A 26379-nucleotide genomic window follows, 5' to 3' on the forward strand; every position below is an offset into this window, starting at 1 on the left:
CAGGAAAATACAACTACCGGCTGACAAATTGATAGGTGGTGCGGGTGCGCTGCTCCAGTAGTATTTCCTTGTTTTCCAACACCCTGTTCAGGCTTTCTGTGTCATAGTTTTTTACCGTGAACAGCGTTAAAGCTGTATTGTAATGAATAACAAAGGTATCGTGCAGCGCCTGTATAAGCCGGTTTAGGCGTTGTTCGTTAAAGTCAGTGCACACAGAAAAGGAAATGGCGGAATTTTGCATCAGGTTTATTTTAATACGTTGCTCCGACAGCGCATTAAAAATAGTGCCCAGGTTTTTCTCTGAAATAAAGGTAAAGTCCTTTACGCTAAAAGAGACAAGACACTGATTTTCCTTGATAATGTAGGCAGGTGCGGGCTTGTCAAAGCGGCAATCGCATATTTTAGTACCCTTGCCTGTAGGAATAATAAAAGATTTCACAAATAGTGGAATCTGTTTGTTGGCTAATGGCTTTATAGTTTTCGGGTGTATAACGGAGGCACCGTAATACGCCATCTCCACCGTCTCCTGGTAAGAAATTTCCGGGTAACATACAGTGTCCTTAAAGTATTTTGGGTCTGCGTTGAGCAGGCCTTCCACGTCTTTCCAGATATACATGCCTGCTGCATCAAGGCAAAAGGCAAAAATAGCAGCACTGAAATCAGACCCCTCGCGGCCTAGTGTGGTGGTGAGGCCGTTGCCAGTGCCTCCCAGAAACCCTTGCGTTACCACCAACTGCTCTTCCAGTATAGGCGGCAGGTCACTTTTGATCAGGCGTTCCGTGAGGAGCCAGTCCACCTTCGCTTCGCGCCAGGTGCCATCGGTCTGAATATATTTTCTGCTATCCACCCAGGTGTTAAACAGTTCCTGGTCCAGCAGGTAATGGTGCAGGATGGTGGAGGAGAGGAGTTCGCCATAGCTCACTACTTGGTCGTAAGCCTGGTCATAGTCAGCAGTGGGTGTGAGTTGCTGAAGGTCATCGTGCAGCAGCATGAACGTTTTTTCGAGCCGGTGATATAGCAGACTTCCGGGTGCCGGGAACAGCTCCTGGAGCACCTCATAATGGTAAGCTTTGATCTGCTGAAAAGCAGCCTCAAAATCCTGCTGCTTGTAAGCCTGGTCCATTACAACTTCCAGTGCATTCGTTGTTTTACCCATTGCGGATACAACTATGAGTAGTTGCCGTTTGCCGCCATGCACTTTCACTATTTCTGCCAGGTTCCTGAATGCCCCGGCGTTTTTAACAGAGGCGCCTCCGAATTTATATATCCTAATCCTGTCTGTACTCATTTCTTTAAAAATAGCTATTGCCCGAAACCTTGCCTATAGTTTATATTTTTCCCTATACGGCTATCTTTCCTTAAATATATGAGAAGTGCTTTATGGAATGGTGCAGGGCGTTTGTCAAAAAGGCCTGTCCGAGATAAAATATTATCAGGTTCTTCTGATGAAGAGCTGATTCTCAGGAAAGGGCAATCTTCCAGATAAGCGGCCATTCCAGCGAATTGGCTCCTGAAAGTTAATCGTAAAGAAACAAAGCTTACTGGCTGTACCTGAAGCGATTCTCTGCCTTCTGCAGTTCTCTTTTAATAATCAGGCGCGAGATGCGTTCTGCTATTATTTCTGGTTCTTCGGCAGCCATCGCCTCTTTCACCTTCCGTTCTTCCACATCAATGCGGTAGAGGATGTGCAGGAGCCGGTTAAAATCTGAGAACAGCAATTCTTGTATGAGGTGAGCCAGCTTGTAATGCAGGGCTTCAAGGTCTTTAGCTGGCAGGTTATCTATGCCAAAAACTTTCTGCAAGTGGTTCGTGGCGCTGGTAAGTATGGCAGGCGAGTACTGCATAACGGAGTTCGTGGGGTAATTCAATTTTTAAAAGAACAAAGAAGCCCTCTGGCAAAAGGAGGGCTTCTTTGTTCTTTTAGTTTAGGCTTGCTCTTCTTTGCCTTCTTCTGTTTCTGACTCAGTTGCTGTTGCTTCCGCTTCTTTATTTTCTGTGAAGCCTACATAGTCCTTTACAATGTAATACCAGTTCACCAGCTTTTTCATGTCTGATACATACACACGCTCCTCGTCATACTCGGGAAGCACATCGGCCAGCAGGTTTTTATAATCCTCGCTCTCAGGCTTATCGCTAATGGGTAACTCGTCCCCGTACTTCTGGTGCATCAGGTCAAATACCTCTGCAAGTGGCACAGTGCCTTCTTCATCCGTTGTATATATCGAAATCTCATCCAGCAGCGACATGCGGTGGCGCGCCTGTGCTACAAGGTTTTTCGGATTCTCCTCAAGGCTTTCCACAATAACACCTGTTCGGGTCGGTTTCACAACGCGGTAAAGGCCGCTCATGCCAGAAATGGCAGCAACTTGTCTTAAATCAATAGGCATAATAAAGAATAAAGCTTATCAAAGGTTATAGTTTGAATCGAATTGGGAGGCTGGCATTCAGGCTGTAGCCCGGCGCTTTGAACTTCAGCAGCCTGGCCACCCGTACGGCCTCTTCGCCTGTGCCCGCACCTGGATTGCGCAGGATTTTAAAATTTGAGGTAGAGCCATCTTCGTTAATGTCGAAGGAGATAATGCTCTCTCCCTGCACACGGTTTCGTTTTGCCAAGGCAGGATACTGCAGTTCCTTTTCAATGGCCTTGTACATCTCTTCAACGCCGCCTTCATAGTGCTCAGCCACCGGAAGCACCTGCTCCGGCATCCACACCTTTTTTTCCTGCGGCGCCTCATCTGGCTTCGCGGCGCTGGTTTGTGCCGATGCCGTTAAAGTTGCAAAGGCAAAGAAAAGAAACAAAATTGAAATTCTGGTTTTCATAAGGGTAAACATTTAAGGTTCAACTTTACCTGGTTCGCTCCGGCACATACTTAAATGCAGACCTCCTCAGAGGGCGGATTACTGATTCTGCACTTGCGCGTTTACTTCTTCTATGAAGCTCAGTATCTCCTCCCGGCCTGTCTGCAACTCTGCAGAGGTACGGAACATCTGCGGTAGCTCATCCCAAGTTTCCCGCAGTTTACGCTTATAAGCTGCTATGGTTGAGTCTGTTTTTGTAGCCGATTGCTTATCAAGTTTTGTAAATACAAGCACAAAAGGCACGCCTAAGGTTCCTAAGTGGTTAATAAAATCCAGATCCTGTTTCAGTGGCTCGTGCCTGGAGTCAATCAGCGCGAACACACAGGTCAGGTTTTCGCGCTTCTGGAAGTAATAGTTGATCATTTTGCGCCAGCTCTCGCGGGAGTCTTTACTTACTTTGGCGTAACCGTAGCCTGGTAAGTCTACCAGGTACCAGCTGTCGTTTATCAGGAAGTGGTTGATGAGCTGCGTCTTACCGGGCGATGACGAGGTTTTGGCCAGCCCTTTCTGCTGCGTCAGCATATTAATGAGTGACGACTTGCCCACATTTGACCTACCAATAAAGGCGTATTCCGGCTTGTCCGGGACCGGGCAATCTTCCACCCGTGTGTTACTCATCAAAAATTTTGCTTCTTTTATTTTCATGCTGCAGTATCTTTTTGCCGGCTCTCCTTATATTACATGCGAAATGAACATTCGGGCTAAAAGCCGTTTCTCTGATTCCGGCCTCCGTTCAGGCAGGCTTCTTTAATACTCAAAGGTACTAATTTATTTCCCCAATCGGGAGTTGATGAACGGGCGAACCTTTGATACCAGCAGTGCTGATTGTATAACGGCTAAACAGAGAGAGCAGTATCTGATGCTGGATGAGATTTACCGCAATGGAAAGCCCTGCTCCTCGGGCCTGCTTTAAGGCGTGCTGGCAAATTGTGAGGCTGCCAATAAGGCTTATGGTGCACTGAAAGCTGTTTTCTTCATTATACTGGTGTGAAAAAAGTGATAGAAAACAGATAAAGCCTATTACCTGGCATACAAGCCATTGATACTAAATATTTTGTTGTTGTGCTTTGCCCAAGTGCAAGGTGATGGCAGCATTGTGTGTATAGCCGTCAGGGTGAAAATAGTTCGCTGTTGGAGGTTGCAGGGATAAATAAAAAATCACACAACATTTATTATTTTATATATTTGTTCGTTCAACTTATTGTTCTTAATATTATACTTGGGGCAGGACCACGAGTTTTTTAATTCAGTAAAGATTAGCTTTAAAAAAACAGCGGTTATGTCCGTGACAAACCCGAAATTATTTAAGGATAAAGCAGAAATTAAATATACTAAATCTGATATTAAACGTATAGAAGCGCAACAAAGTCTAAAACAGACGTAGCCTGCACACCTGCTTTTCAGGTAAACTCAAACCAAATTCAAGCAAAGTATAACAAACCCTTTTACACATGAATCATTTAGCCAAATCGTTCTCACGGTTTACTATGCTGCTAGCCTTAATATGCCTTTTGGCAGCTTCTGCGTCGGCACAAAGCACTAGAAAACAACTGCGGAAAGCGAACAAATTCTTTGATAGAGAAAATTACAGGGCAGCTTTACCTCTATATGAGGAAGTGATAGCCGCTAACCCTAACAACGCAACAGCGCTTTACCGTGCCGGTATCAGCTACCTGACTTTCGATAAGGAAAGAGCAGCTGACTATCTGTACCGTGCACAGCAAATAAAGCCCAGAGTAGACAGGGACATAGAGTACTGGCTGGGTAGGGTTGACCATATCAACTATCGCTTTGACAGCGCAATTGAACACTTTCAGGCCTACCAGAAGACGATACCAAAGCGTAACGAGTACCGCCGCGAGGAAGTGGCCCAGTTGATACAGCAAGCCCGGAACGCAAAGCGTGAAACGGCTAACCCGAAAGACGTTTTTGTTAAAAACCTCGGAGGTACTGTAAACACTGCATTCTCTGAGCACAGCCCCGTTATTTCGTCAGATTACGATTACCTGCTTTTTACCTCCCGTAGCGAAAGTGCAACTGGTAGCAAGGCTGCGATAGACGGGGAGTACTACGAAGATATTTTTGAGACAAACCGTTTAGGTGACGACGAGTGGGAGAAGACACGTATTGTTTCAGGTGCCCTTAACAGCCCTGGCCACGATGCCTCTATCCAGCTTTTCGACAACGACACGAAGTTATTACTGTACCAATCAGTCAACAATGGTGATATAATGGTGTCAGAGCGTCAGGCAGATGGTACCTGGGGTGCTCCTAAAAGTATCAGTGACAAGGTAAACACTCCGGATTTTGAGTCTGATGCTTTCATCACGGCAGATGGGCAAACGTTGTATTACTCCACCAGCCACAATTCTGAGAATGGTGACCTCGACATCTATGTGGCTCAGCGTAATGCGAACGGTACCTGGGGTACTCCAAGAAGCCTTGGAAGATCCATTAACACGCCTTTCGATGATGACAGCCCTTACATAGACAGCGAAGGCTCCCTTTATTTTGCTTCCCGTGGCCATAACACAATGGGCGGGTACGACATCTTCTATGCAAAGTACGATTCAGTGGCAAGAAGATGGGCACGTCCTGTAAACCTCGGTTACCCGGTTAACACCCCGGACGATGACACTTACTACCGTTTATCTCCGGATGGATCTTATGCTTATCTGTCTTCTTACAGGATTGGCGGTTACGGAGAAAAAGACATCTATACTATCAACTACATCAAGAATGCAGGAGTGGAAGGGCAGGTGTTTACAAAAGCTGACAGCCTGCTTGTTCCTGGTGTTGAGCTGATCTTCAACGGTCTACAGGCAGATAAGCGCCCAATTTCATACCGTGACGTGACAAAACCTGATTCAGCTAACTACAATGTGCAGGTACTCTCCGGTAGAAACTACCAGGTACAGTTATCACTGGATAACCAGGTAATAGAGACGCAGGAGATAGAAATACCTGTTGTGGTAAATGATACAACAACCATCAGACGTGACTTCTACATTACGCTGTCTGACACTGCAACTGCTAATCTTATAGCAAGAGGTGGCACAAGAAGCACCAGTTCAACAGCTTTTGCTATGAAGCCTGTTTATTTCGATACTGATGAGTATGATCTGCGCCCTGAGTCCATTCAGGAACTGGATAGCATTGCCCGTATCATGCAGGCGAATCCTAACATCAACATCAGCATAGAAGGCCATACAGACTCACGTGCAACAGATGAGTACAACGTAACACTGGGCCAGAACCGCGCTGATGCCGCTTATGACTACCTGGTAAGACAGGGTATTTCTCCGAAGCGCCTTGTAACTGTAACATATGGCGAGCGCAGGCCAGCTGTTCCGAACACTTCTGCTGAGAACATGCAGCTGAACAGAAGAACAGAATTTAAGGTGCTGCCGCGGCAGGATGAGACCGTACAGTAAGTAGAAAGGCCTTTAGCCACTACGTACACACATTTGAAGCAGGTTGGATACTTATCCAGCCTGCTTTTTTTATATTTTGGAACATAAACAATGCATTATAGTTTTTGTAGGAGTATTTTTGCTGAACTATTATTTACATTTAACCCATGGCGGTAGTACCTTACAAAGACCAGAACGATGATAAGAAGTCGCAGGTGGCCAAAATGTTTAACAACATTGCCGGCAAGTATGACTTCCTGAACCACTTTCTGAGCGCTGGCATTGATATTATCTGGAGAAAGAAAGCGGTTAGCCTCCTGGCTCCCGAAGAGCCTAAACTGGTGCTGGACATTGCCACCGGCACCGCAGATTTTGCCATAGAGACGCTGCGCTTAAACCCGGACAAGATTATAGGAGTTGACATTTCAGAGGGGATGTTAGCCGTAGGCCGTGAAAAGCTGGTGAAGAAGGGGCTGACGGATAAGATAGAACTGAAGTATGGGGATTCGGAGAATCTGCCTTTTGAGGACAATACCTTTGATGCCATAACCGTAGCTTTCGGTGTTCGCAATTTCGAGAACCTGGAGAAAGGACTGGCAGATATGTATCGGGTGCTGAAGCCTGGAGGCACGGCAGTGGTGCTGGAGTTTTCGAACCCGCGGAGCTTTCCGATGAAGCAGCTCTATCATTTTTATTCCAGCAATATACTACCGATGGTAGGTAAACTCGTTTCTAAGGACAATGCAGCCTACACGTATTTGCCGGAGTCGGTGCAGGCATTCCCGGATGGACAGAATTTTCTTAATATTTATTCAAAAGTTGGATTCAGAAGCACAAAATGGCATTCACTCACATTTGGAATAAGCTCTATTTATATAGGCAAAAAGTAACACTGGCTGGCGTGCTTGCCTTGCTGCTAATGGGGGGCAGCACAGCGCAGGCCCAGAAAATCCATGATTTGAACAAACCCGGCTATGATGAAAGGCCGGTACATTATGGTTTTTACCTGTCCCTGCCGCTTACAAAGTACAACGTACACCACTCACAGGCATACGTCGACCAGTTAAAAGACGGTGGAGATGATGCCGTTAACGCAAAGTCCAGCCTAGGCTTTTATACTGGCCTGGTGCTTAACGTGCGCATTGCAGACTATCTTGATGCCCGCTTTGTGCCGGGGGTGGGTTTTTATGGCCGTACTATTGCCTTCACTAATGTCGAAGTTCCAACCCTGGAAACACAGCCAACCATGAACGAGACGGTGAGTAATACCATGATAGAACTGCCGGTGCTGCTAAAATACAAAGCCAAGCGCCGCTCTAACTTCAGGCCATACATTGTAGCAGGGGTGAAGCCCAGTTACGACTTAGGAAAAGGTAACAACGGTGCTACGCAAAGTGAAATTAATCTGGAAGTAGAGAACATGGATATAGCACTGGAGTATGGCATCGGAATCGATATCTTCTATCCCTACTTCAAGTTTGCACCTGAATTGCGCTTCTCGCACGGCCTATTAAACCAGCATAAGCCTGTTCCCAATAGTTTCTACAGTGCCAATATCCAGAAGCTGACAAATCACAATGTTTCCCTGATATTCTTCTTTGAGTAAAATGACAAAAGTAGCATTTGTTACCGGGGCCACCTCGGGCATAGGCCGTGCAACGGCTTTTGAACTGGCTAAACAAGGGTATCGCATTATTGCTACTGGCAGGCGGGCCGAGCGGCTGGAGGAATTAAAGCAGGAACTGACGCAGGTTCCGGTGTATACCCTTGCGTTTGATGTGCGCGATAAAGCTGCCACACAACAGGCCATAGATTCTTTGCCAGCGGAATGGAGGCAGATAGAGGTGCTGGTGAATAATGCAGGAAATGCGCACGGCATGTCCTCTATTCAGAATGGCTCACTGGACGATTGGGATGCGATGATTGACATCAATGTGAAAGGTTTACTGTACGTGAGCCATGCGGTGCTCCCGCTTATGCTGCAGCATAAGAAAGGCCACATCGTAAACATCGGATCTATTGCAGGTAAGGAGGTGTATCCAAACGGAAACGTTTACTGCGCCTCCAAGTATGCCGTGGATGCTATATCCCAGGGAATGCGCATAGACCTGGTGCAGGAGGGAATACGGGTATCAGAGGTGAACCCGGGGCTGGTAGAGACGGAGTTCTCTGAGGTGCGGTTTAAAGGCGACAAAGAGCGAGCAGCTTCGGTTTACAAGGGTTTCCAGGCGCTGCAGGCCCAGGACATTGCCGAGTTGATCGGCTTTATAGTATCGCGGCCTGCACACGTGAACCTGGCCGAGGTGCTGGTACTGCCAACAGCACAGGCAGCAGCTACCATAGTGCACAAACAGCAGTAGATTCGCTTAAGCCGGAACCCGATTGCCATAGCACCGTAATCAAAAGGGACATACTTGTAACAGATACAAGTCTATAACCTTTACATTGAGCAACAGAAATAGCTATGGCAAACGAGAAAAACGAACAGAACGATAAAAATAAGAATACCAAACCAGCCAGCAATGCGAATCCATTTCGCAAGTCGGAGGAGGAAGAGTATTCAAACACAGCGAATCATAAAGGAGCTGTGGATTTAGGCACAGAGGGCACAAAAGCAACTGCTAGCCAGCAGCAAGGGCAGGGTTCCTGGAATGCCAAAGACAACGATGATAACCGCAACGGAAGCAAAAGTGGCGGTGGCGGCCAGGGCAGTCAGAATAAAACAGATGAGTAGGATCGCTAATTCTATAAAAGCAAAGCGGCGGCACCATATGGTGCCGCCGCTTTGCTTTTATAGAATTAGATTCAAGTTAGTAGCCTGCTTGGAGCGAAAATCCCCCTAGGCTTTTGGAGTATGTAGTCTGTTTCCGCAGTGGTTTTATTAGCGCTGGAGAAAGTAAATTAGAATCCTTCCCTGTCAAAGGCATGCACCCGAACATCTTTTGTTCGCTTGTCTTTTGTTTCAGGGCCTGCCTCCAGGTCCGTGCCGCGCTTTGTGTCGTAGACCCAGGTTTTCTTCCCTGAGCCGCCAACGCGGGAGGTATCCTTTATCTCGTCTTCGCCGCGCCCGCCATAGATTTCTATCTTGATTCCGCTTTTTACTTCTCCACTTACTTCAAAATCATCATCTCCTGCCAGGCCGTGCAGCGTTATTAACTCGGTATCGGAGCGCTTGAACACACGGCGGTAAGTGACTTTGTCATCTGATTTACGGCGTACTGTTACCTCTGTCTCCTCATCATTCAGGCGCTTTACAGTAAACTCGTCTTCCTTGTCTGTGCCAACTACCAGTACTTCCTCTGCCAGTATTTCATAAAAGTCTGCTGCGGCTTTTGTCAAGTTGTTGCGGCGGTTTATGAGTTTGCGCCTGGTGCTTTCGCCTACCAGTTTGTATACTGAATCAGGAAACTGCTGTACGGCTTTCTCTATCACCTCGTCGGTAATGGCAGTCTGCAGCTCTTTTGCCAGTGAGTCGAACTGTTCCCGCGTCAGTTGGGAAAGTGCGCGTCTGTCTATGAATTCTGAATTAACGGTAAGTGCTTTCACATCATTGAACTCATCATCAAAAGACTCAAACTTCCTAATGGCCCAGTTACGGCTGAAAACCCAAGGAATAATACCATCCTGGAATCTATAGTACACATTGTCCCGGTCCTTGGGGATGGGGCGGTATATGCGCTGGTCTTTTTCTTTGTACTGTGCCCACTCCCACTGCCCTTCATGCCGGTCCCAGTCATGAATCAGAATGTCAAGTAAGCGTGCTTTCCCGAATGCCGCCTGATCAATAAAAACATCATCCTCGCTGTACCGGTTATTCAGCACGGTACCGGAACCATCTATATCTACTGCATCTCCCAGGGCAGGAGTTAAGGTGTTCTCATCATCAAACTTCTCTTCCAACATATAAAGCCCATCACTGAACCGCTCTTCGTGCTCCCCGAAACTATCGGCTTTAGGAGGCACATACACTAATCTGGGCTTTGAATGCGGAATGCCGGCCGCCGCTGCCAAAGGTGGTACTGTTAGCGCGGCATAAGGGTTTATAGCTGAAATCTGGTCACGTAGAACGTTGGTAACAAAGGTTTTACGCCAGAACTTAGGCAGCACCTCTATAGGATCTTTATCAAGGGAACGTAGGGCATAGGTAAAGCCGGTGGAGTCAACAAGCGTCATGCTGGTGGTCTGAAAGCCGCCTCCCAGTTCCTGAAACTTCAGGCCTCCTTTAATGGTGTCCATATCGAATACCGGAACAGTGACCGGGGCGTTCCAGACGGGGCGGTAGTGTGTGCCCCAGAACAGGCGATGCAGAAACCCCCGTTTGTAATGCTTGCCTGCTTTCACGGTTACACTGTCTACTGCTTCAGGTGACTTTTTTAGCTGATTATACACAGCAGGATCAACAACTGGAGTTTTGGCAAAGAAATTTTTCCTGGCGCAACCAGTCGAAAACAGCAGGAATAATAAAATCAGGATGTGCCTTGGGTGCATCTTTTTTGAGAAGTGTTGACTTTTTGTGTCCCTATCTAACGTAAATCCTGCATAATGTTTTCATGTGAGAGGCTGGTAACAACAAGGCAAGGGCATGTTTGCGCTAGCGGAGACTACCAAAGCAAGAGAAACCTGGCCTGCCGGTGAGCCCTTATTCTGTGCAATTTGTGTCGGTATACGAAAGAATAGACACTTTTTTGCCAGATAGCATAAGAGTTATTCATAACAACCATGCAAACTTCCTCAGAAGTAAAAAGAGCCTGACTTGCAGGTCAGGCTCTTTTTACTTCTATTTCCAGGCTTCTTAGCCGCTATTTACAGCTTCACGAATTCTACCCGCCTGTTGTTTGACTTTGCTTCGGTGGTAGTGTTTTTATCTAAAGGTTTTGTTTCACCCCAGCCTTTCGAGGAGAGTCGCTCCAGCGTAATGCCCTGGCTAACGAGGTATGCTTTCACGGCTTCTGATCTTTCCTGGCTCAGTTTCATGTTGGTGTTGTCATCTCCATCGCTATCCGTATGGCCTTCTACGCTAAACTTCAGGGCAGACTGCTCCTGCATCAGCTTTACTATATTATTGAGTGCGCCGACAGATTCTGGCCGGATGGTTGCCTTGTTCACATCGAACTTTATACCATACGAAACAATCTTACCGTCTGCCATTACCTGGTCATATAGTTTTTTTCCTCCTTCTGCAATAAAAATGTTCTTCACCATGGTGTTGGCGTCTATACGCTTGTCTACTGCTATTCTTAAGCCGGTAGGTTTTCCGGTTACATTTGGAATGTTGATGAGCCGGTACTGATCGAGGTATACTTTCATGCTACGCTTGTTGAAGGCAATGGCCACATGGCGCCACTGGCTTTTGATGCCAGCTGCTTCCAGTTCCTCTGATTGGGTTCCGAATGTTTTAAACCTGACACCGTTGGCTCTGATATCAATCGGATCCCAGAAGTGCCCATGCAGGCTTTCGCTATAGTTCTTAGAGTCATCTAGCAGATAGACTTCATAAGCCACGTTAGGATTATCGCTGTCGAAAAAGATATCAAACTCTATAGTGAAAGTTTCAGGTACCCAATCTTTTGTTTTCATTAGCGGGGTGATTTCTGTTCCCGTCTGCACAAGGTTGATTACGGGTTCTCCTCCAAACGAAGCCACCTCCGCATTTCCCTTTTTTAGATCCCAGCGGGAAGGGAACTCTCCGTTTTCTTCTCCAATGAGGTTGTCTTCGAACAGCACTTTGTCTCCGGCCACGAAGTCATACTTGGTCCAGGCCCGTTTTTGTTTTTCACCAGCATCAGCAGTCATGCTTTCAGGAGAGTCTTTTTCCGTGCCGGCTGCACTGCCTTCAGTCGTTTTATCTGCAGCTTTCTTTTCAGGTGCTGAAAGCGCACCATCAATTGATTTGTCTATTTGCTGGTCTACCTTCTGATTTATTTTATTCTGCAGTTTTTTGCCAATATTAATCTGGGCATAAGCAGGTACCATGAGTATACATAGCACAAAAGACAGGCTAAACCGAATGATACTTTTATTCATAGTCTTAGAAATTATGTTTCATTAATAAAGCTATAAAAATTATGAATTTAATATGATAAATAAAGCTTGTTTTTAGTGAGAAGAGTATTTCTAAGGGTTATTTAACAGAAAGTTCCTCTGAAGCGGGAGTAAGCCTGCCTTCATTCCGGTCCTCCAGCCTGACGAGGTAGAGGTAACAAAAATGTGAAAAGCTTTCGGTAGTTACTTTGGCTCGAGTCATGTTTCTGCTCTGCTTAGAGGTAGGTTAATCATTGGGAAATAAAAACTTAGGGAGATAAATGGCGTTAAACTTGGTATTGTTCAATATTAAAAACATAACTATGGATAACGACTTACACAATGAAAGGCATTATAGAGCCCCTTACACAGGCACAAGACCTGCTATGGGCTTAGGAGTAATTAAAAGGATATCTTGGGGGGCGGTTTTCGCGGGCCTTGTAGTAGCCCTTGTAGTACAACTTTCCCTTAGCCTGCTCGGGCTGGGCATTGGCATAGGATCCATTGATCCGGCAACGGAGCAGAACCCTGCCTCAGGCCTGGGAACCGGAGCACTTATCTGGTGGATTGTGAGTATGCTGCTTTCTCTGTTTGTAGGAGGCTGGGTGGCAGGCCGGTTGGCAGGTATGCCAACTTCCTTTGACAGCATCCTGCATGGCATCCTGACCTGGAGCCTATTTACCTTGCTTTCGTTCTACTTATTGACTACCGCTGTCGGAAGAATTGTTAGCGGTGTAGGAAGTGTCGTCGGCAGTACGCTTTCGCTTGCAGGGCAGGGAGTAGCTGCTGTAGCCCCACAGGCCGCAGACGCCATACAGTCCAGGCTGGAAGAGAGTGGCGTCAATTTCCAGGATGTGAAGCAGGAGGCACGCCAGATTCTGCAACAGACCGGAAAGCCGGAACTTCAGCCCGAAAACATTGAGCAGGAGGCAAGGTCCGCTGCCAGCCAGGCACAAGGCGCGGCCGGAGAGGCAGCGGCAAACCCCCAATCCGCCGGTTCTACTTTCGATGAAGTAATGAACAGGTTGTATGGACAGGGCGCTGAAGTAGCAAGTGCTGCTGACCGTGAGGCAGCTGTGAATGTGGTGATGGAACGTACCGGCAAGAGCAGAGCAGAGGCAAGCGAAATTGTTGACGGCTGGATTACGACGTATGAGCAAGCTAAGACGCAATTTAAGGAGACCAGAGCGCAGGTTAGCCAGCGTGCGCAGGAGATAGGGGGAGATGTTGCTTCTGCTGTCTCTAAGGCTGCCATTTATGCTTTCTTCGGGCTGCTGCTGGGTGCAATAGCGGCGGCTATAGGTGGTAAAGTAGGAGAGCCGCACGACTTAGCTGCTACCGGTGACAATGCTGTAGAAAAAATATAGCTTAACCAATCACTATAAAGCAAAAAGGCCAGCTGTAGTTCTACAGCTGGCCTTTCTATATAAAGCACTTGCTAATTAGTCAGAAGCTCTTGACATACGGTTACGCTCGTTCTCGTCGAGGTAAATCTTACGCATGCGAATGCTCTTTGGTGTTACCTCCAGGTACTCATCCTTCTGAATGTATTCCATGGCCTCTTCCAGAGAGAAGTTCTTGGCAGGCGCGATTTTCACGTTATTGTCAGAGCCTGAAGCACGCATGTTTGTCAGCTTCTTACCTTTCTGAATGTTCACCGTGATATCGTTCTGGCGGCTGTGCTCACCGATCACCTGGCCCATATACACCTCAACACCTGGGTCAACGAAGAAGAAACCACGATCCTGAAGTTTGTCGATGGAATAAGCAGTACCAGGGCCTGTCTCCATCGAGATAATAGACCCGTTGTTACGGCCAGGAATAGTGCCTTTAAACGGCTCGTACTGCAGGAAGCGGTGGTTCATAATAGCCTCACCAGCAGTGGCAGTCAGTACGTTGTTACGCAAACCAATCAGGCCTCGGGCCGGAATGTTGAACTCCAGGTGCTGCAGGTCGCCTTTCGGCTCCATAATAGTCAGTTCACCTTTACGCTGCGTTACCAGTTCAATTACCTTTCCGGCAGTTTCTTCCGGTACGTCCACTACCATGTGCTCAATCGGCTCACAGCGAACGCCATCTATCTCCTTGAAGATTACCTGGGGCTGACCAACCTGCAACTCGTATCCTTCACGGCGCATGGTTTCAATCAGAACAGACAAGTGCAGGATACCACGTCCGAATACCAGGAAAGTATCTTCACGGTCTGTCTCCTGCACACGCAGTGCCAGGTTTTTCTCAGTTTCCTTAAACAGGCGGTCACGCAGGTGGCGTGATGTCACAAACTTACCCTCTTTACCGAAGAAAGGAGAGTTGTTGATCGTGAAGAGCATGTTCATAGTAGGCTCATCGATTGAGATGCGCTTTAACGGCTCCGGGTTAACAGCATCAGCAATGGTATCGCCAATGTCAAAACCTTCGATACCGGTTACCGCACAAATTTCACCAGCTGTTACCTCCTGTACACTCTTTCTACCAAGGCCTTCAAAAATCTGGATCTCACCGATTTTGCCTTTCTTGATGGTGCCGTCTGCCTTGCACAAACTAATTGGCATACCTTCTTTCAGGGTGCCACGGTGCACACGACCGATAGCAATACGACCTACGAAAGAAGAATAGTCAAGCGAAGTGATTTGCATCTGTGGTGATCCTTCCAGGTATGGAGCCGGAGGAATTACGTCGATGATAGCATCCAGAAGTGGCGTGATGTTGTCAGTAGGCTTTTTCCAGTCAGTGCTCATCCAGCCATGCTTGGAGGAACCGTAAAGTGTCACGAAGTTTAACTGGTCTTCCGTAGCATCCAGGTTAAACATCAGGTCGAAAACCTGCTCATGCACCTCATCCGGGCGGCAGTTTTCTTTGTCTACTTTGTTTACCACTACAATTGGCTTCAGGCCAAGCTGTATCGCTTTACCCAACACGAAACGCGTTTGTGGCATGGCTCCCTCGAAGGCATCTACCAGCAGGAGCACACCGTCGGCCATTTTCAGTACACGCTCCACCTCGCCGCCGAAGTCGGCGTGACCAGGTGTGTCGATAATGTTGATTTTAACGTCTTTGTAACGAACCGACACGTTCTTGGAAACGATTGTGATGCCGCGCTCGCGCTCCAGGTCGTTGTTATCCAGAATGAGGTCGTCAAACTGCTGGTGCTCAGCAAAAAGCTTAGAAGCGTGGATGATTTTGTCCACGAGCGTTGTTTTGCCGTGGTCTACGTGTGCGATGATCGCAATATTTCGAATGTTCTGCATTTAATTGGTTTTTCGAGCCGCAAAATTACTAAAAAGGGTTTACACTTTTAGTATGCTGCTCGAAATAAACATGTTATGTATGAAAATAAATTCCAGTAGCCACAAAAAGTGACTCCTGAATGGCAAACATTATCAGCTTGAGGATTGTTTCTTAAGCTGTTATATTTTTAATAAGGCAAAAGCTAATTGTGCGTTTGCCTCGTATCTATACTTATGAAACTATTCAATTTAATATTACTTATTAGTGCAATTAACCTCGGAGCCTGCGCGCAGCAGGATAATACAACAGATCGGGCACTTACAACAGCCACTGCAGGTAACGAGCCTTTACCGGATGCGGTCGTTAATGAACTGAATGAGCAGGCACTCGGAGATACCGTTGTAAAAACAGAAGAAGAATGGCGGCAGCAGCTTACACCAGAAGAATACCAGGTACTGCGGGAGGAGGGAACAGAGCTAGCCTTTAGAAATGAGTTTAATGACAACAAAAGGAGAGGTGTCTATTCCTGTGCCGCCTGCGGCAACCCCATGTTCACATCCGAAACAAAATTTGAGTCAGGCACCGGCTGGCCAAGCTTTTATGCCCCGATATCAGAGAAACGGGTAAAGGAGGTAGACGACAGAGCGCTGGGTATGCTACGAACAGAAGTCGAGTGTTCCCGTTGCGGCTCACACATTGGCCATGTTTTTCCGGATGGTCCTAAGCCAACCGGCCTGCGGTATTGCTTAAATTCTATAGCCCTCGATTTCGAGGAGAAGTAGATCAGCCTACATTCAGGTGTTTTATGTTATAACTTTTTGTTGCCGAACAGGTAAAAACTTGTTCGGCAACGCTTATTTTAGATTATATTGGAATTGTGTTTCCGCAGCCCTTATACAACATAAATGACACGCATACCTGTTATGAATAACCGCATAGAGGCGCTGCAGCAAGCGCTGAGAGAGCACAAAAAGCGCTTGCTGCGCCACAACGTTTACCAGTCGTTAGAGACCCTGGACGACCTGAAGCTATTTATGGAGCACCACGTGTTTGCTGTGTGGGATTTTATGAGCCTGCTGAAGGCACTGCAGCGCGACCTGACCTGTGTGACGCTGCCGTGGGTGCCGAAAGGAAGCCCCAGCACCCGCCGCCTGATAAACGAGATTGTGCTGGAAGAGGAAACAGACGTAGACCAGGAAGGCAATCCTGTCAGCCATTACGAGCTTTACCTGCGCGCCATGGACGAAGCCGGAGCTGACAAAAGCATGATTGAACAGCTTCTGCAAAGCATCAGCGAGGGCAAAAGCGTGAACAGCGCGCTGGATCATGTCCGGATCGATCCGAGTGTTAAGTTTTTCGTGCGCAATACCTTCAGCGTCATCAACTCAGATAAGCCGCATGTGGTGGCCGCTGCCTTTACCTTCGGCAGGGAAGACCTGATACCGGATATGTTCCGGAGCCTCATCGAAGATTTAAACAAGCGCTTCCCCGGAAAGCTGGCAACATTTATCTATTACCTCGACCGCCATGTGCAGTTGGATGAGGAGGTGCACACCCCCCTTGCCCTGCAAATGGTAGCAGAACTCTGCGAAGATGACGATGAAAAATGGCAGGAAGCACTCGAAGTGTCGCAGGCATGCATTGAGCAGCGCATAGAACTGTGGAACGGCATCCGGAATTTGCTGCCGTCAGAGGCGTAGTCTTTGATTGGTCAATTGCTGGATGGCTACATTGTTGGATCACATGGAATAATTAAATAATCGGTTACTATGAACCAGACATCTAACAATTTAGCCATCGAACCATTTAACAATTCAGTAAGCAACAACTAACAATCCTGCAGCGGCTGCCGTATCTTTTAACTCAACAACTAAAAGACAGATATAATGGCAGAATTACATTCAGAAGCTGAAAACATAGAAAATACCGCACAATGCATCATAGAAGCTTTTAAGGAAATGGATGTTCGGGCGGGCAATGTGCTGCCTTACCAGGAGCTGTACCCTTTCCTGCAGGAACGCTATCCGCATTACAAAGATGTGCAGAAGGAGGCGGAGCATCACCTCGCCAAAGAAGGCTTTGTAAACCCCGCTCCGGATGGCCTGATGCTGACACAGGTAGGTCATCAGCATGTGTATGGCGAAGAGGCATAGATAAAAAAGGACCACATAAAGCGAAATCAGGCAAAAGGGCAGGGGCAGTAGCCTCTGCCCTTTTGTGTAGATGAAGCCCTGTATCTGTCTTCCTCTATTAGCGCCACTCCCCTAAATGACCCTTGCTTTACTCCAAATTATGCTTTTTAACCGTATACTATATATAAGCTCCAAGGAGAGTGGAGAATGTATTATTAGCGAGAGAGAAAAATGGAGAGATACAAGATATATATAACCGGAGTAGTTATGTTAAGCATAGGCGGCTGTACGTCGTTGTCGGAGGGGCAGGCAAGCCTGCCGGACGACGTGATGCTGAATGAGCGGGTAACATTGCGGCCGACTGCAGAAGGCACTTTAGGAAGACAAATGGGCGGAGTGGCCAGCGAAATCAACCGGAAGAGAAACATTGAAGAGTTTGACAGAAACGGCCCTGCCATGACGCCCAATGCGCTGCGCCCCCGACAGCTGCCGTTTTCCCCCATCGACACAACACGGCACAATATCTACTGGCCCATCCGGCCCGTAATCAGGCCAATTATAGTAAACCAGTAAGTCCGTTCAAACACAGAAGCCTCCGCTTTATCTAAAAAGCGGAGGCCTCTGTACTTCTTAGCTGAAAAGAATTTAGCCTTTGCTGGTTGCATCATCTGCTTCTTCATCTTCTCCCAGGTGCAGTTCATCAGGTTCCAGGTCTACATACACTTCATTTTCGGGAGGTGTGTTCTCAGATTCACGGTCCACTTTTTTGGGAGCAGGATTCTGAGATAGTTTATTTTCATGGTCTTTCCTGCCAAGATTCTCTCCATCATCCCTTCTCGATTTTTGACTATCGTTATGCCTCATAATTAATGATTCTTTAGGTGATGCCTTTTCTTACGGAAAAAAGCGCTGGAGGTCAGCGATTGTATCAGATTTCGGCATTTGCACCCTGGTGGCAGTGCAATACGTTCTCTATTTGTATATTTGTATTTTAAATTAAGACATGACAACTACTCCAAAACGATATACCGTAACGGCTGCACTGCCTTACGCTAATGGTCCCGTGCACATTGGCCACCTGGCAGGTGTGTACCTTCCTGCTGATATCTATGTGCGTTACCTGCGCTCTCAGGAGCGTGATGTGAAATTTGTGTGCGGCTCTGATGAGCATGGCGTGCCTATCACCATTCGCGCCAAGAAAGAAGGGATTACACCGCAGCAGGCCGTTGATAAGTACCATGAGCTGATCAAAAGTTCTTTTGAGGATTTCAATATCTCTTTCGACATCTACCACCGCACCTCCTCAGAAGTGCATGCTGAAACAGCTGCCGGTTTTTTTAAGAAGTTGTATGAAGAAGGCAAGTTCATAGAGCAGACCACGCAGCAGTATTACGACGAAGGGGCGCAGCAGTTCCTGGCTGATCGCTACATAGTGGGTACCTGCCCCAACTGCGGCAACGAGAATGCCTACGGCGACCAATGTGAGAACTGTGGCACCTCTCTTAATGCAACTGACCTTATCAACCCGAAGAGCACCTTGAGCGGCTTAAAACCGGTGATGCGCGAAACGAAACACTGGTACCTGCCCCTGAACGACTATGAGGCATGGCTGCGCGAGTGGATTGTGGAAGGCCACAAGCAGGATTGGAAGCCAAATGTATACGGGCAGTGCAAAAGCTGGATAGACCAGGGGCTGCAGCCGCGTGCTGTAACCCGCGACCTGGACTGGGGTGTGCCGGTGCCTGTAGATGGTGCCGAAGGCAAAGTGCTGTACGTGTGGTTCGATGCTCCTATCGGCTACATATCGGCTACAAAAGCCCTGACAGATGAGTGGGAGAAATACTGGAAAGACGAGGAGTCGAAGCTGGTGCACTTTATTGGAAAGGACAATATCGTATTCCATTGCATTATTTTCCCGGCTATGCTGAAAGCACACGGAGATTACGTGCTGCCGGATAACGTACCAGCCAACGAATTCCTGAATCTGGAAGGCGATAAGATCTCCACGTCCCGCAACTGGGCTGTATGGCTGCACGAGTACCTGCAGGACTTTAAGGGCAAAGGCGATGTGCTGCGTTATGTGCTGGCTGCCAACGCGCCGGAGACAAAAGACAATGATTTTACCTGGAAAGATTTCCAGGCCCGCAACAACAACGAACTGCTGGCCATATTGGGCAACTTCATTAACCGTGCGGTGGTGCTCACGCAGAAGTATTACGATGGTGCCGTGCCTGCCCGCGGAGAGTTACAGGACTTTGACAAGGAGACACTGGAGCAACTGGCAAACTTCCCGGGCATCATTGCGGACCTTATAGAGCGTTACCGCTTCCGGGAGGCACTGAGCGAGCTGATGAACCTGGCCCGCCTTGGTAACAAGTACCTGGCGGACACAGAGCCATGGAAGCTGATAAAGACAGATGCCGAGCGTGTGAAAACCATCATGAATGTCGCGCTGCAGATTTCTGCCAGTCTTAATATTCTGATGGAGCCTATCCTGCCAACATCAGCTGCTAAACTGAGCAACATGCTGAACAAGCCGGTTGGCAAATGGGCGGAGGCCGGTGCAGCAGACCTGCTGGCAACAGGACACGTTATCGGGACGCCGGAACTGTTGTTTGAGAAAGTAGAAGACGCTGCTGTGGATGCACAGGTGCAGAAGCTGCTCAACACGAAGAAGGCAAATGAAATAGCCAATGCCGTGGCCGAGCCAGCCAAAGAGAACATCTCTTTTGAGGATTTCTCGAAGATGGATATCCGCATTGGTACCATACTGGAGGCTGAGAAAGTAGCTAAAACCAAAAAGCTCCTGAAGCTGAAGATTGATACTGGTATAGACCAGCGCACCGTGGTAAGCGGCATTGCGGAGTACTACAACCCGGAAGACATCATTGGGCAGCAGGTGAGCATCCTGGTGAACCTGGCTCCACGCGACATCAAAGGCATCACCAGCCAGGGCATGATCCTGATGGCTGAAAACGCCGACGGCTCTTTAGCCTTTGTGCAGCCAAGCAAGCAAATTGTGAATGGGGGAGGGGTGAGCTAATAATTTCCTTATATTCACAGGGAATAGAACCTCACAGCGCCTAAGGCATGTGAGGTTTTTTATACAACAATCAGCGCTTCATCCGCATCCGGAAGGACAGTTTGCCTGCCAGGCCTTTGCTTTTCCATTTGCTGCACCACAACATACAAACCACCAGCCGTGACCACAGCCAATCCCCCTGTAGCCCACCAAAGGGTAGCAAACCCATAGATGGAGGCAATTGTAGTACCAAGATAAGGCGCTATGACCAGTGGGGCTGTATAAGCGACAGTGAATAGCCCCATATACGCACCCCGGTTACAGGCACCGGAGCGTTCAGCAGTGATGGCCGACATAAATGGCATCGCCAGTATCTCAGACAAGCTGAAAAGCAGCATCGCGATAAGCAACACACTCAAGTGGTGCACCATGTTAAAAAGCACAAAGGAAAAGCCCAGCAGCAGCACACCTGCCACTATCAGCACTGACCTTTTCATGATTTTGTTCAGCAGGTATATCAGTACCATCTCCACAAGAAGTACAACAACGCCATTAAATGACATCAAAAGTCCTATGCGTTCTTCTGATAGCTGGTACGCCTGCTTGTAATAGAGCGGGAGAGTGGAGAACAACTGGTAAAAGATGGTGGCAAAGCAGCAGCACAATAGCACGAAAACTACAAACGGAAGGTCTCTTAATGGAGAACCACTTGCTGCAGGCAGCGGTTGCTCCTCTACTTGTTTTTGTGCTGGCTGCTCATCTTGCCGGCCCAGAAAGTACCAAAAGAAGAAGAGACCAGCCACTATACCCATGATACCATTTGCCATAAAAAGCCATTTATAAGAAACTGCTGCCAACACACCGCCTATAGCGGTTCCCACAATAAAGCCAAGATTTACGGACATGCGGTTGAGTGAGAAGGCACGGGTAAGGTTCTCAGCTGTCGCATACTGTGCAACAGCGGCAGCGTTTGCAGGGCGCAAAGTGTCGTTCACGAGGCTTAGTATAAACACGCCTGCCGCCACGAATTCGAATTGCTGCAACTGCAGGATGAGAAAAAAGAGGCAACCCCCGGCCACCTGGCTGATGAACTGGATGCTAAAGTGCCCGAACCTGTCTGTTAGCCACCCACCTACAAAAGAGGCGCAAACAGAGCCTAACCCATACATGCTAAGTATAAAGCCTGCCTGGCTTAAGTTAAAATGCAGTACTTCTGTCAGGTAAACTGCCAGGAATGGCATGACCATGGCGCCACTACGGTTAATGATAACCATTAAAGCGAGCATCCAGGCAGGTTCTGAAAAACCACTGTACGCGTTTCGTAAGGTTTTAAGTAATGTCTTCATGAAAAGATAGTACAGAAGCAGGATATTTTGTAACTGTAAATGTAGGGTTTAAATCTACTTTACAAAATCATACTTTTCCTGTTTATAGCTCTTAGCAGAAGAATGAAGTAAGTAAGGTGTTTCGGCTTTGACTTAAATCTAATCTCACTCGTTATACAGCTATATCATTTTGCTACCATACTTCCGCCTGCAGCCACAGTAGGTTGTGCCTCTTTCCGCTCGTTCTCTATCTTCTGCACTACCCAGTAAAGCCCGATTGCTGTGATGACGGCCATGACTCCAATTACCCACCAGAGTGTGGCGAAGCTGTAGGTGGAAATGATGGTGGTGCCCAAGAGCGGTGCTATAACGTGTGCCGCAGCATAAGAGATAGTATAAAGCCCCATATAAGCCCCACGGTTAGCAATGTTAGAGCGCTCCACTGTGATGGTGGCCATATAAGGCATTGCAAAGATTTCGGAGATGCTGAGCAGCAGCATAGAGAGGTAGAGTACACTCAGGTGCTGCATCATGTTCAGGACGATAAAGGAGACACCCAGGATAAGAAGACCAACTAAAATCAATACCTGCTTCTTTATACGTTCGCCAATCAGGTACACCAGCATCATCTCCAGTAAAAAGACGATAATCCCGTTCAGCGCCATGAGCAGGCCAATCTGACTTTCCGGCAGTGCATATATACCCCGCCAGTACAAGGGAAGGGTAGTAAACAACTGGAAAAACATTACAGCAAAACTGCAGCATAAGAGCACGAACAGCAGAAAGTAGCCATCCCGGTACGGCGAGCGGGCAGTAGGTGCCTTTACAGCCAATGAAACCTGCTGCTGTGGTGCCGGCCGATGGCCCTGCTGGTTGCGGAAATACAGGAAGAAAAAGATACCTGCAGCTATACAAGTGGCACCATCAGCAATAAAGAGCCATTGGTAAGACAAAGCCGCCAACAGTCCCCCAAGGGCCGGGCCAACAGAAAAGCCAAGGTTAATGGCCATGCGGTTCAGCGAAAACGCCCGGGTCATGTTTTCCGGCTTTGCATAGTGCGCAATAGAGGCTGAGTTAGCCGGCCGCAGGCAGTCGTTTACTAGGCTGAGAACAAAAACACCGGCTGCCAGGTACTCAAACTGCCGCAGGTTGAGCAGCAGAAAGTACAGGCTACCACCGAGTGTCAGGCTCACGAACTGCACTTTAAAGTGCCCGACTTTGTCTGTAAGCCAACCTCCTAAAAAAGAACCGCAAACAGAGCCCAGGCCATAAATACTTAGAACGATGCCTGCCTCGCGCAAACTGTAGCCGAGCATGTCTGTCACGTAAAGGCTCAGGAAAGGCGTTACCATAGAGCCGCTCCGGTTGATCAGCATCACCACAGACATCATCCAGGCGGGCTTGGAGAGCCCGCCAAAGGCGTTGCGGTAGAGGAGGAGGAGCCGTTTCATTTTATGTGGTGGTGCAGCTGTAATGTGATGCAAATATGCTGAGTCTTATTAGTACAAGAGCAAAATAAGAAGCAAAATTTTGCGTCTCTACATAGGATGCAGGTAAAATGATTACTTCGTATTAAACTGGTTCATCGCCCGCTCCAGGCCAATGGTGCCAAAGGCGATAGCCGCTTCCGCTGACTTTTCTATCAGCGTCTGTAGCTCAATTTCTTCATCAGTGCTGAAGGTGCTCAACACGTAGTCTACCTGCTTGCCTTTGGAGAAGGCGTCACCGACACCAAAGCGGAGGCGCGGGTAGTTATTGTGCCCAAGCGTTTGCTCAATGTGCTTCAGGCCATTGTGCCCGCCGGGGCTACCCTTCGCTCGGATGCGGATTTTGCCGAAAGGCAGGGCCAGGTCATCCGTAATCACCAGCATCTGCTCTGGCTGTAGTTTAAGGCTGTTGAGGTAATGCCCAACGGCTTTTCCGCTCAGGTTCATGTAGGTGGTTGGCTTGACCAGCACAAAGGTGCGACCCTTGGTCTTTATCTCCGTTACAAAGGCGTGGCGGCCCACGTCAAAGTTGCCTTCATGTTTCTTTGCCAGGTAATCGAGCACCATAAAGCCAATGTTGTGGCGCGTAGCCGCATATTCCGGGCCGATGTTGCCGAGGCCCACTATCAAATATTTCATACTTATATCTTCATCAGGAGTGGCGGGGGTAAGCCCCAGCCACTGTTTTATGCTTTCAATTGTTGAATGGCTCAATTGGTATGTTGCTTAATAGTTTAAAAGTAGTGTAGTAGCCTCCGCGGTAGCAGCACCATAAAACAAGGCAGCAATTTAGCCATTTAAGTATCTAGCCGAAATAAAAAATCCTGCCCCGCTTGTAGGCAGGACAGGATTTAATACTAAAAAGCTGTATGAGCTTATTATTTCTTGCCGCCGCGGGCTTCTTCCATCTGCGCGCTCTTCAGGGCACGTGGAACAGTTACTGTCGCGATTGGGGCACTTGGGTTCGTCAGGATCTCGTAGTTCTCAGACTTCACTTTCGATACCTTGATTGATTTACCAAGCTCCAGGTCAGAAATGTTAACCTCTACGTAATCCGGCAGGTTAGCAGGAAGCGCTTTCACTTTCAGGGCACGTAGCTTAACAGAAAGCTTACCACCTGCAATCACACCAGGAGATGTTCCAACAAACTTCACAGGGATATCCAGTTTCACTGGCTTGTCGTCCTGCAACTGAAGGAAGTCTACGTGCAACAGCATTTCGTTCACCGGGTGGAACTGTGCATCCTGCAGTACAGAACGGTAATGTGTACCTTCAACGTTAAGATCTACTTCGTATACTTCTGGCGAATAGATTAAGTCTCTGAACAGGATGGCTGGCGCATAGAAGTGCACTTGCTCTCCGTTGCCATACAAAACACCTGGTACATAAGACTCTTTGCGCAGGTCTTTTGCCTGCTGCTTACCGAGATTTGCTCTTTTAAACCCTATAATCTCTAAAGTTTTCATAAAATGACTTTGTTAAAAAATGTTATATCGCTACAAAAGTATAGCCTTGGTTAAATTGTTAAACTGTTGGTTGCTAAATTGTTGGTTCAGATACTGTGAAAACAACTAATAAACAACTAAGCCATTTAACAATGTATTGAACGCTGGATTAAGTCTAAAAACAATAAACCACCAGCAATCAACAATTAAATAAACAGTGAGCTGATCGACTCGTGGGTAACCACGTTGTTAATTGCCCGGGCAAACAGGTCTGAGAAAGACAGCACCGTGATCTTCGAGGATTCCTGCCTGAGCGGAATCGTGTCCGATACAACAAGTTCTTCCAGCACTGAGTTCTCAATACGCTCGTAAGCCGGCCCTGAAAGAATAGGGTGTGTGGCAATAGCACGAACTGATTTTGCTCCTTTTTCCCGCAACAGCTCAGCTGCTTTGGTAATGGTGCCTGCTGTATCCACCATGTCATCCACCAGTACCACATCCATGCCTTCCACGTCACCAATTACCTGCATCGAGGCAATTTCGTTGGCACGCTTGCGGTACTTGTCGCAAACAACCATCTCAGCCCCGAAGTTCTTGGCAAAGGCTCTTGTTCTTACCACACCGCCCACATCGGGAGAGGCGAAGATCAAGTCGTTGCCAAGGTTCTTGCTGCGCAGGTAAGGCACAAAGATGGCCGAGCCATCCAGGTGATCTACCGGAATGTCGAAGAAGCCCTGTATCTGGCCTGCATGCAGGTCGCAGGTCATCAGGCGGTCAGCGCCGCAAGACTGTATCGCGTTTGCCACCACTTTAGAGCCTATAGAAACACGGGGCTTGTCCTTCCTGTCCTGGCGGGCGTAGCCGTAGTACGGCATCACCACAATTACCTTGTGTGCCGAGGCACGCTTGGCAGCATCTACCAGTAACATCAGTTCCATCAGGTTGTCAGTCGGCGGAAATGTAGACTGTACAATGAAAACCTCTGCACCTCGTACTGACTCATTGTAATGGACACCTATCTCTCCATCGCTGAAGCGGGAGATGCTCACATCACCTAGCTTAGTGCCATAAGCGGCAGCTATTTTCTCAGCTAAATACTGGGACGCAGATCCGGAAAAAATTTTAACCTGTGGCATAACGGGGCTGAATACTTAGGTTGGGTAAAGTTTATTATGCCCGCAAAGCTACCAAAATTTCAGATGCCTTCTATCAACAATATTTGTTTTTAAATGCTTACGGCTGCTCCATAAGCAAAAAAGAACAACACCCGGTTGAGTGTTGTTCTCTTGATTGTTGTCCGACCAGGGCTCGAACCTGGACTCTTCTGAACCAAAATCAGACGTGTTGCCAGTTACACCATCGGACAATCTCCCTACTAAACTTCAGGACTTTCGCCCCTTTGTCGTTTGGTGATGCAAAGATAGAGAGACGATTTTAAACTGCAAAC

Annotated in this window: 25 protein-coding genes and 1 tRNA gene; 11 read left to right on the forward strand and 15 right to left on the reverse strand. The window is 47.8% G+C overall.

Going from position 1 to position 26379, the window contains the following annotated elements; translation table 11 throughout:
* Window positions 1-13 precede the first annotated feature (13 nt).
* The 5 genes from ACFS7Z_RS10400 to yihA form a co-directional block, all read right to left on the reverse strand.
* Complete coding sequence (locus ACFS7Z_RS10400) at window positions 14-1288, reverse strand: aspartate kinase (protein WP_377484134.1); 1275 nt, start codon at window positions 1286-1288, stop codon at window positions 14-16.
* Between the two features lie 250 nt (window positions 1289-1538).
* Window positions 1539-1868 (reverse strand): hypothetical protein, encoded by a 330-nt coding sequence (locus ACFS7Z_RS10405; RefSeq protein WP_377484136.1) that lies wholly within the window; start codon window positions 1866-1868, stop codon window positions 1539-1541.
* Between the two features lie 57 nt (window positions 1869-1925).
* Window positions 1926-2387 carry a DUF5606 family protein gene (locus tag ACFS7Z_RS10410; RefSeq protein WP_377484138.1) on the reverse strand — a complete coding sequence of 154 codons (462 nt, stop codon included), beginning with the start codon at window positions 2385-2387 and terminating at the stop codon, window positions 1926-1928.
* 25 nt (window positions 2388-2412) lie between these two features.
* The gene (locus ACFS7Z_RS10415; RefSeq protein ID WP_377484140.1) at window positions 2413-2820 is read right to left on the reverse strand and encodes an energy transducer TonB; all 408 of its coding nucleotides are present in this window, start codon (window positions 2818-2820) and stop codon (window positions 2413-2415) included.
* A gap of 78 nt (window positions 2821-2898) precedes the next feature.
* Window positions 2899-3504, reverse strand: coding sequence for a ribosome biogenesis GTP-binding protein YihA/YsxC (gene yihA, locus ACFS7Z_RS10420; RefSeq protein ID WP_377484142.1), 606 nt, complete (start codon window positions 3502-3504; stop codon window positions 2899-2901).
* 806 nt (window positions 3505-4310) lie between these two features.
* Between yihA and ACFS7Z_RS10425 the strand changes: the two genes are divergently transcribed.
* From ACFS7Z_RS10425 to ACFS7Z_RS10445, 5 genes are all read left to right on the forward strand, one after another.
* Entirely contained in the window at window positions 4311-6293 is a 1983-nt protein-coding gene (locus ACFS7Z_RS10425; protein WP_377484144.1) for an OmpA family protein, read from the forward strand.
* A 146-nt stretch (window positions 6294-6439) separates the two neighbouring features.
* On the forward strand, window positions 6440-7162 hold the full coding sequence (gene ubiE / locus ACFS7Z_RS10430; RefSeq protein ID WP_377484146.1) for a bifunctional demethylmenaquinone methyltransferase/2-methoxy-6-polyprenyl-1,4-benzoquinol methylase UbiE: 723 nt from the start codon (window positions 6440-6442) through the stop codon (window positions 7160-7162).
* A complete protein-coding gene (gene porT / locus ACFS7Z_RS10435; protein ID WP_377484148.1) occupies window positions 7111-7878 on the forward strand; it encodes a type IX secretion/gliding motility protein PorT/SprT in 768 nt (255 codons plus the stop codon). Before ubiE ends, porT begins: the two co-directional genes overlap by 52 nt.
* 1 nt (window position 7879) lies before the next feature.
* On the forward strand, window positions 7880-8632 hold the full coding sequence (locus ACFS7Z_RS10440) for an SDR family NAD(P)-dependent oxidoreductase (protein ID WP_377484150.1): 753 nt from the start codon (window positions 7880-7882) through the stop codon (window positions 8630-8632).
* Between the two features lie 104 nt (window positions 8633-8736).
* Complete coding sequence (locus tag ACFS7Z_RS10445) at window positions 8737-9006, forward strand: hypothetical protein (RefSeq protein WP_377484152.1); 270 nt, start codon at window positions 8737-8739, stop codon at window positions 9004-9006.
* A 167-nt stretch (window positions 9007-9173) separates the two neighbouring features.
* On the opposite strand, the gene ACFS7Z_RS10450 is transcribed toward ACFS7Z_RS10445, so the two are convergent.
* Together ACFS7Z_RS10450 and ACFS7Z_RS10455 are read right to left on the reverse strand one after the other, a co-directional pair.
* On the reverse strand, window positions 9174-10760 hold the full coding sequence (locus ACFS7Z_RS10450) for a hypothetical protein (RefSeq protein ID WP_377484153.1): 1587 nt from the start codon (window positions 10758-10760) through the stop codon (window positions 9174-9176).
* A 315-nt stretch (window positions 10761-11075) separates the two neighbouring features.
* A complete protein-coding gene (locus ACFS7Z_RS10455; protein WP_377484154.1) occupies window positions 11076-12296 on the reverse strand; it encodes an OmpA family protein in 1221 nt (406 codons plus the stop codon).
* A gap of 320 nt (window positions 12297-12616) precedes the next feature.
* Between ACFS7Z_RS10455 and ACFS7Z_RS10460 the strand changes: the two genes are divergently transcribed.
* Entirely contained in the window at window positions 12617-13660 is a 1044-nt protein-coding gene (locus ACFS7Z_RS10460) for a hypothetical protein (protein ID WP_377484155.1), read from the forward strand.
* Window positions 13661-13735: 75 nt separating this feature from the next.
* Here the strand turns inward: ACFS7Z_RS10460 and typA are convergent, their stop codons facing one another.
* A complete protein-coding gene (gene typA, locus ACFS7Z_RS10465; RefSeq protein ID WP_377484157.1) occupies window positions 13736-15541 on the reverse strand; it encodes a translational GTPase TypA in 1806 nt (601 codons plus the stop codon).
* Between the two features lie 213 nt (window positions 15542-15754).
* On the opposite strand from typA, the gene msrB reads away from it, so the two are divergent.
* The 4 genes from msrB to ACFS7Z_RS10485 all read left to right on the forward strand — a co-directional run bounded on the left by msrB (window position 15755) and on the right by ACFS7Z_RS10485 (window position 18226).
* Window positions 15755-16303 (forward strand): peptide-methionine (R)-S-oxide reductase MsrB, encoded by a 549-nt coding sequence (gene msrB / locus ACFS7Z_RS10470; RefSeq protein ID WP_377484160.1) that lies wholly within the window; start codon window positions 15755-15757, stop codon window positions 16301-16303.
* Window positions 16304-16426: 123 nt separating this feature from the next.
* Complete coding sequence (locus ACFS7Z_RS10475) at window positions 16427-17221, forward strand: DUF3050 domain-containing protein (RefSeq protein WP_377484162.1); 795 nt, start codon at window positions 16427-16429, stop codon at window positions 17219-17221.
* A 186-nt stretch (window positions 17222-17407) separates the two neighbouring features.
* Window positions 17408-17674 (forward strand): hypothetical protein, encoded by a 267-nt coding sequence (locus ACFS7Z_RS10480; RefSeq protein WP_377484164.1) that lies wholly within the window; start codon window positions 17408-17410, stop codon window positions 17672-17674.
* 246 nt (window positions 17675-17920) lie between these two features.
* Window positions 17921-18226 carry a hypothetical protein gene (locus ACFS7Z_RS10485; RefSeq protein WP_377484166.1) on the forward strand — a complete coding sequence of 102 codons (306 nt, stop codon included), beginning with the start codon at window positions 17921-17923 and terminating at the stop codon, window positions 18224-18226.
* Between the two features lie 72 nt (window positions 18227-18298).
* On the opposite strand, the gene ACFS7Z_RS10490 is transcribed toward ACFS7Z_RS10485, so the two are convergent.
* Window positions 18299-18517 carry a hypothetical protein gene (locus tag ACFS7Z_RS10490; protein WP_377484168.1) on the reverse strand — a complete coding sequence of 73 codons (219 nt, stop codon included), beginning with the start codon at window positions 18515-18517 and terminating at the stop codon, window positions 18299-18301.
* 139 nt (window positions 18518-18656) lie between these two features.
* On the opposite strand from ACFS7Z_RS10490, the gene metG reads away from it, so the two are divergent.
* Window positions 18657-20696 (forward strand): methionine--tRNA ligase, encoded by a 2040-nt coding sequence (gene metG / locus ACFS7Z_RS10495; protein ID WP_377484171.1) that lies wholly within the window; start codon window positions 18657-18659, stop codon window positions 20694-20696.
* Between the two features lie 59 nt (window positions 20697-20755).
* Here the strand turns inward: metG and ACFS7Z_RS10500 are convergent, their stop codons facing one another.
* The 6 genes from ACFS7Z_RS10500 to ACFS7Z_RS10525 all read right to left on the reverse strand — a co-directional run bounded on the left by ACFS7Z_RS10500 (window position 20756) and on the right by ACFS7Z_RS10525 (window position 26298).
* Window positions 20756-22021 carry an MFS transporter gene (locus tag ACFS7Z_RS10500; RefSeq protein WP_377484174.1) on the reverse strand — a complete coding sequence of 422 codons (1266 nt, stop codon included), beginning with the start codon at window positions 22019-22021 and terminating at the stop codon, window positions 20756-20758.
* Window positions 22022-22185: 164 nt separating this feature from the next.
* Window positions 22186-23451 (reverse strand): MFS transporter, encoded by a 1266-nt coding sequence (locus tag ACFS7Z_RS10505; RefSeq protein ID WP_377484176.1) that lies wholly within the window; start codon window positions 23449-23451, stop codon window positions 22186-22188.
* A gap of 111 nt (window positions 23452-23562) precedes the next feature.
* A complete protein-coding gene (gene pth / locus ACFS7Z_RS10510; protein WP_377484381.1) occupies window positions 23563-24126 on the reverse strand; it encodes an aminoacyl-tRNA hydrolase in 564 nt (187 codons plus the stop codon).
* A gap of 239 nt (window positions 24127-24365) precedes the next feature.
* A complete protein-coding gene (locus tag ACFS7Z_RS10515) occupies window positions 24366-24953 on the reverse strand; it encodes a 50S ribosomal protein L25/general stress protein Ctc (RefSeq protein ID WP_377484178.1) in 588 nt (195 codons plus the stop codon).
* A 185-nt stretch (window positions 24954-25138) separates the two neighbouring features.
* Window positions 25139-26068 carry a ribose-phosphate pyrophosphokinase gene (locus tag ACFS7Z_RS10520; RefSeq protein WP_377484180.1) on the reverse strand — a complete coding sequence of 310 codons (930 nt, stop codon included), beginning with the start codon at window positions 26066-26068 and terminating at the stop codon, window positions 25139-25141.
* A 157-nt stretch (window positions 26069-26225) separates the two neighbouring features.
* A tRNA-Gln gene (locus ACFS7Z_RS10525) sits at window positions 26226-26298 on the reverse strand.
* Window positions 26299-26379 lie beyond the last annotated feature (81 nt).

This window comes from Pontibacter toksunensis (assembly GCF_042686245.1).
In the GTDB taxonomy this organism is placed as follows: Bacteria; Bacteroidota; Bacteroidia; order Cytophagales; family Hymenobacteraceae; genus Pontibacter; species Pontibacter toksunensis.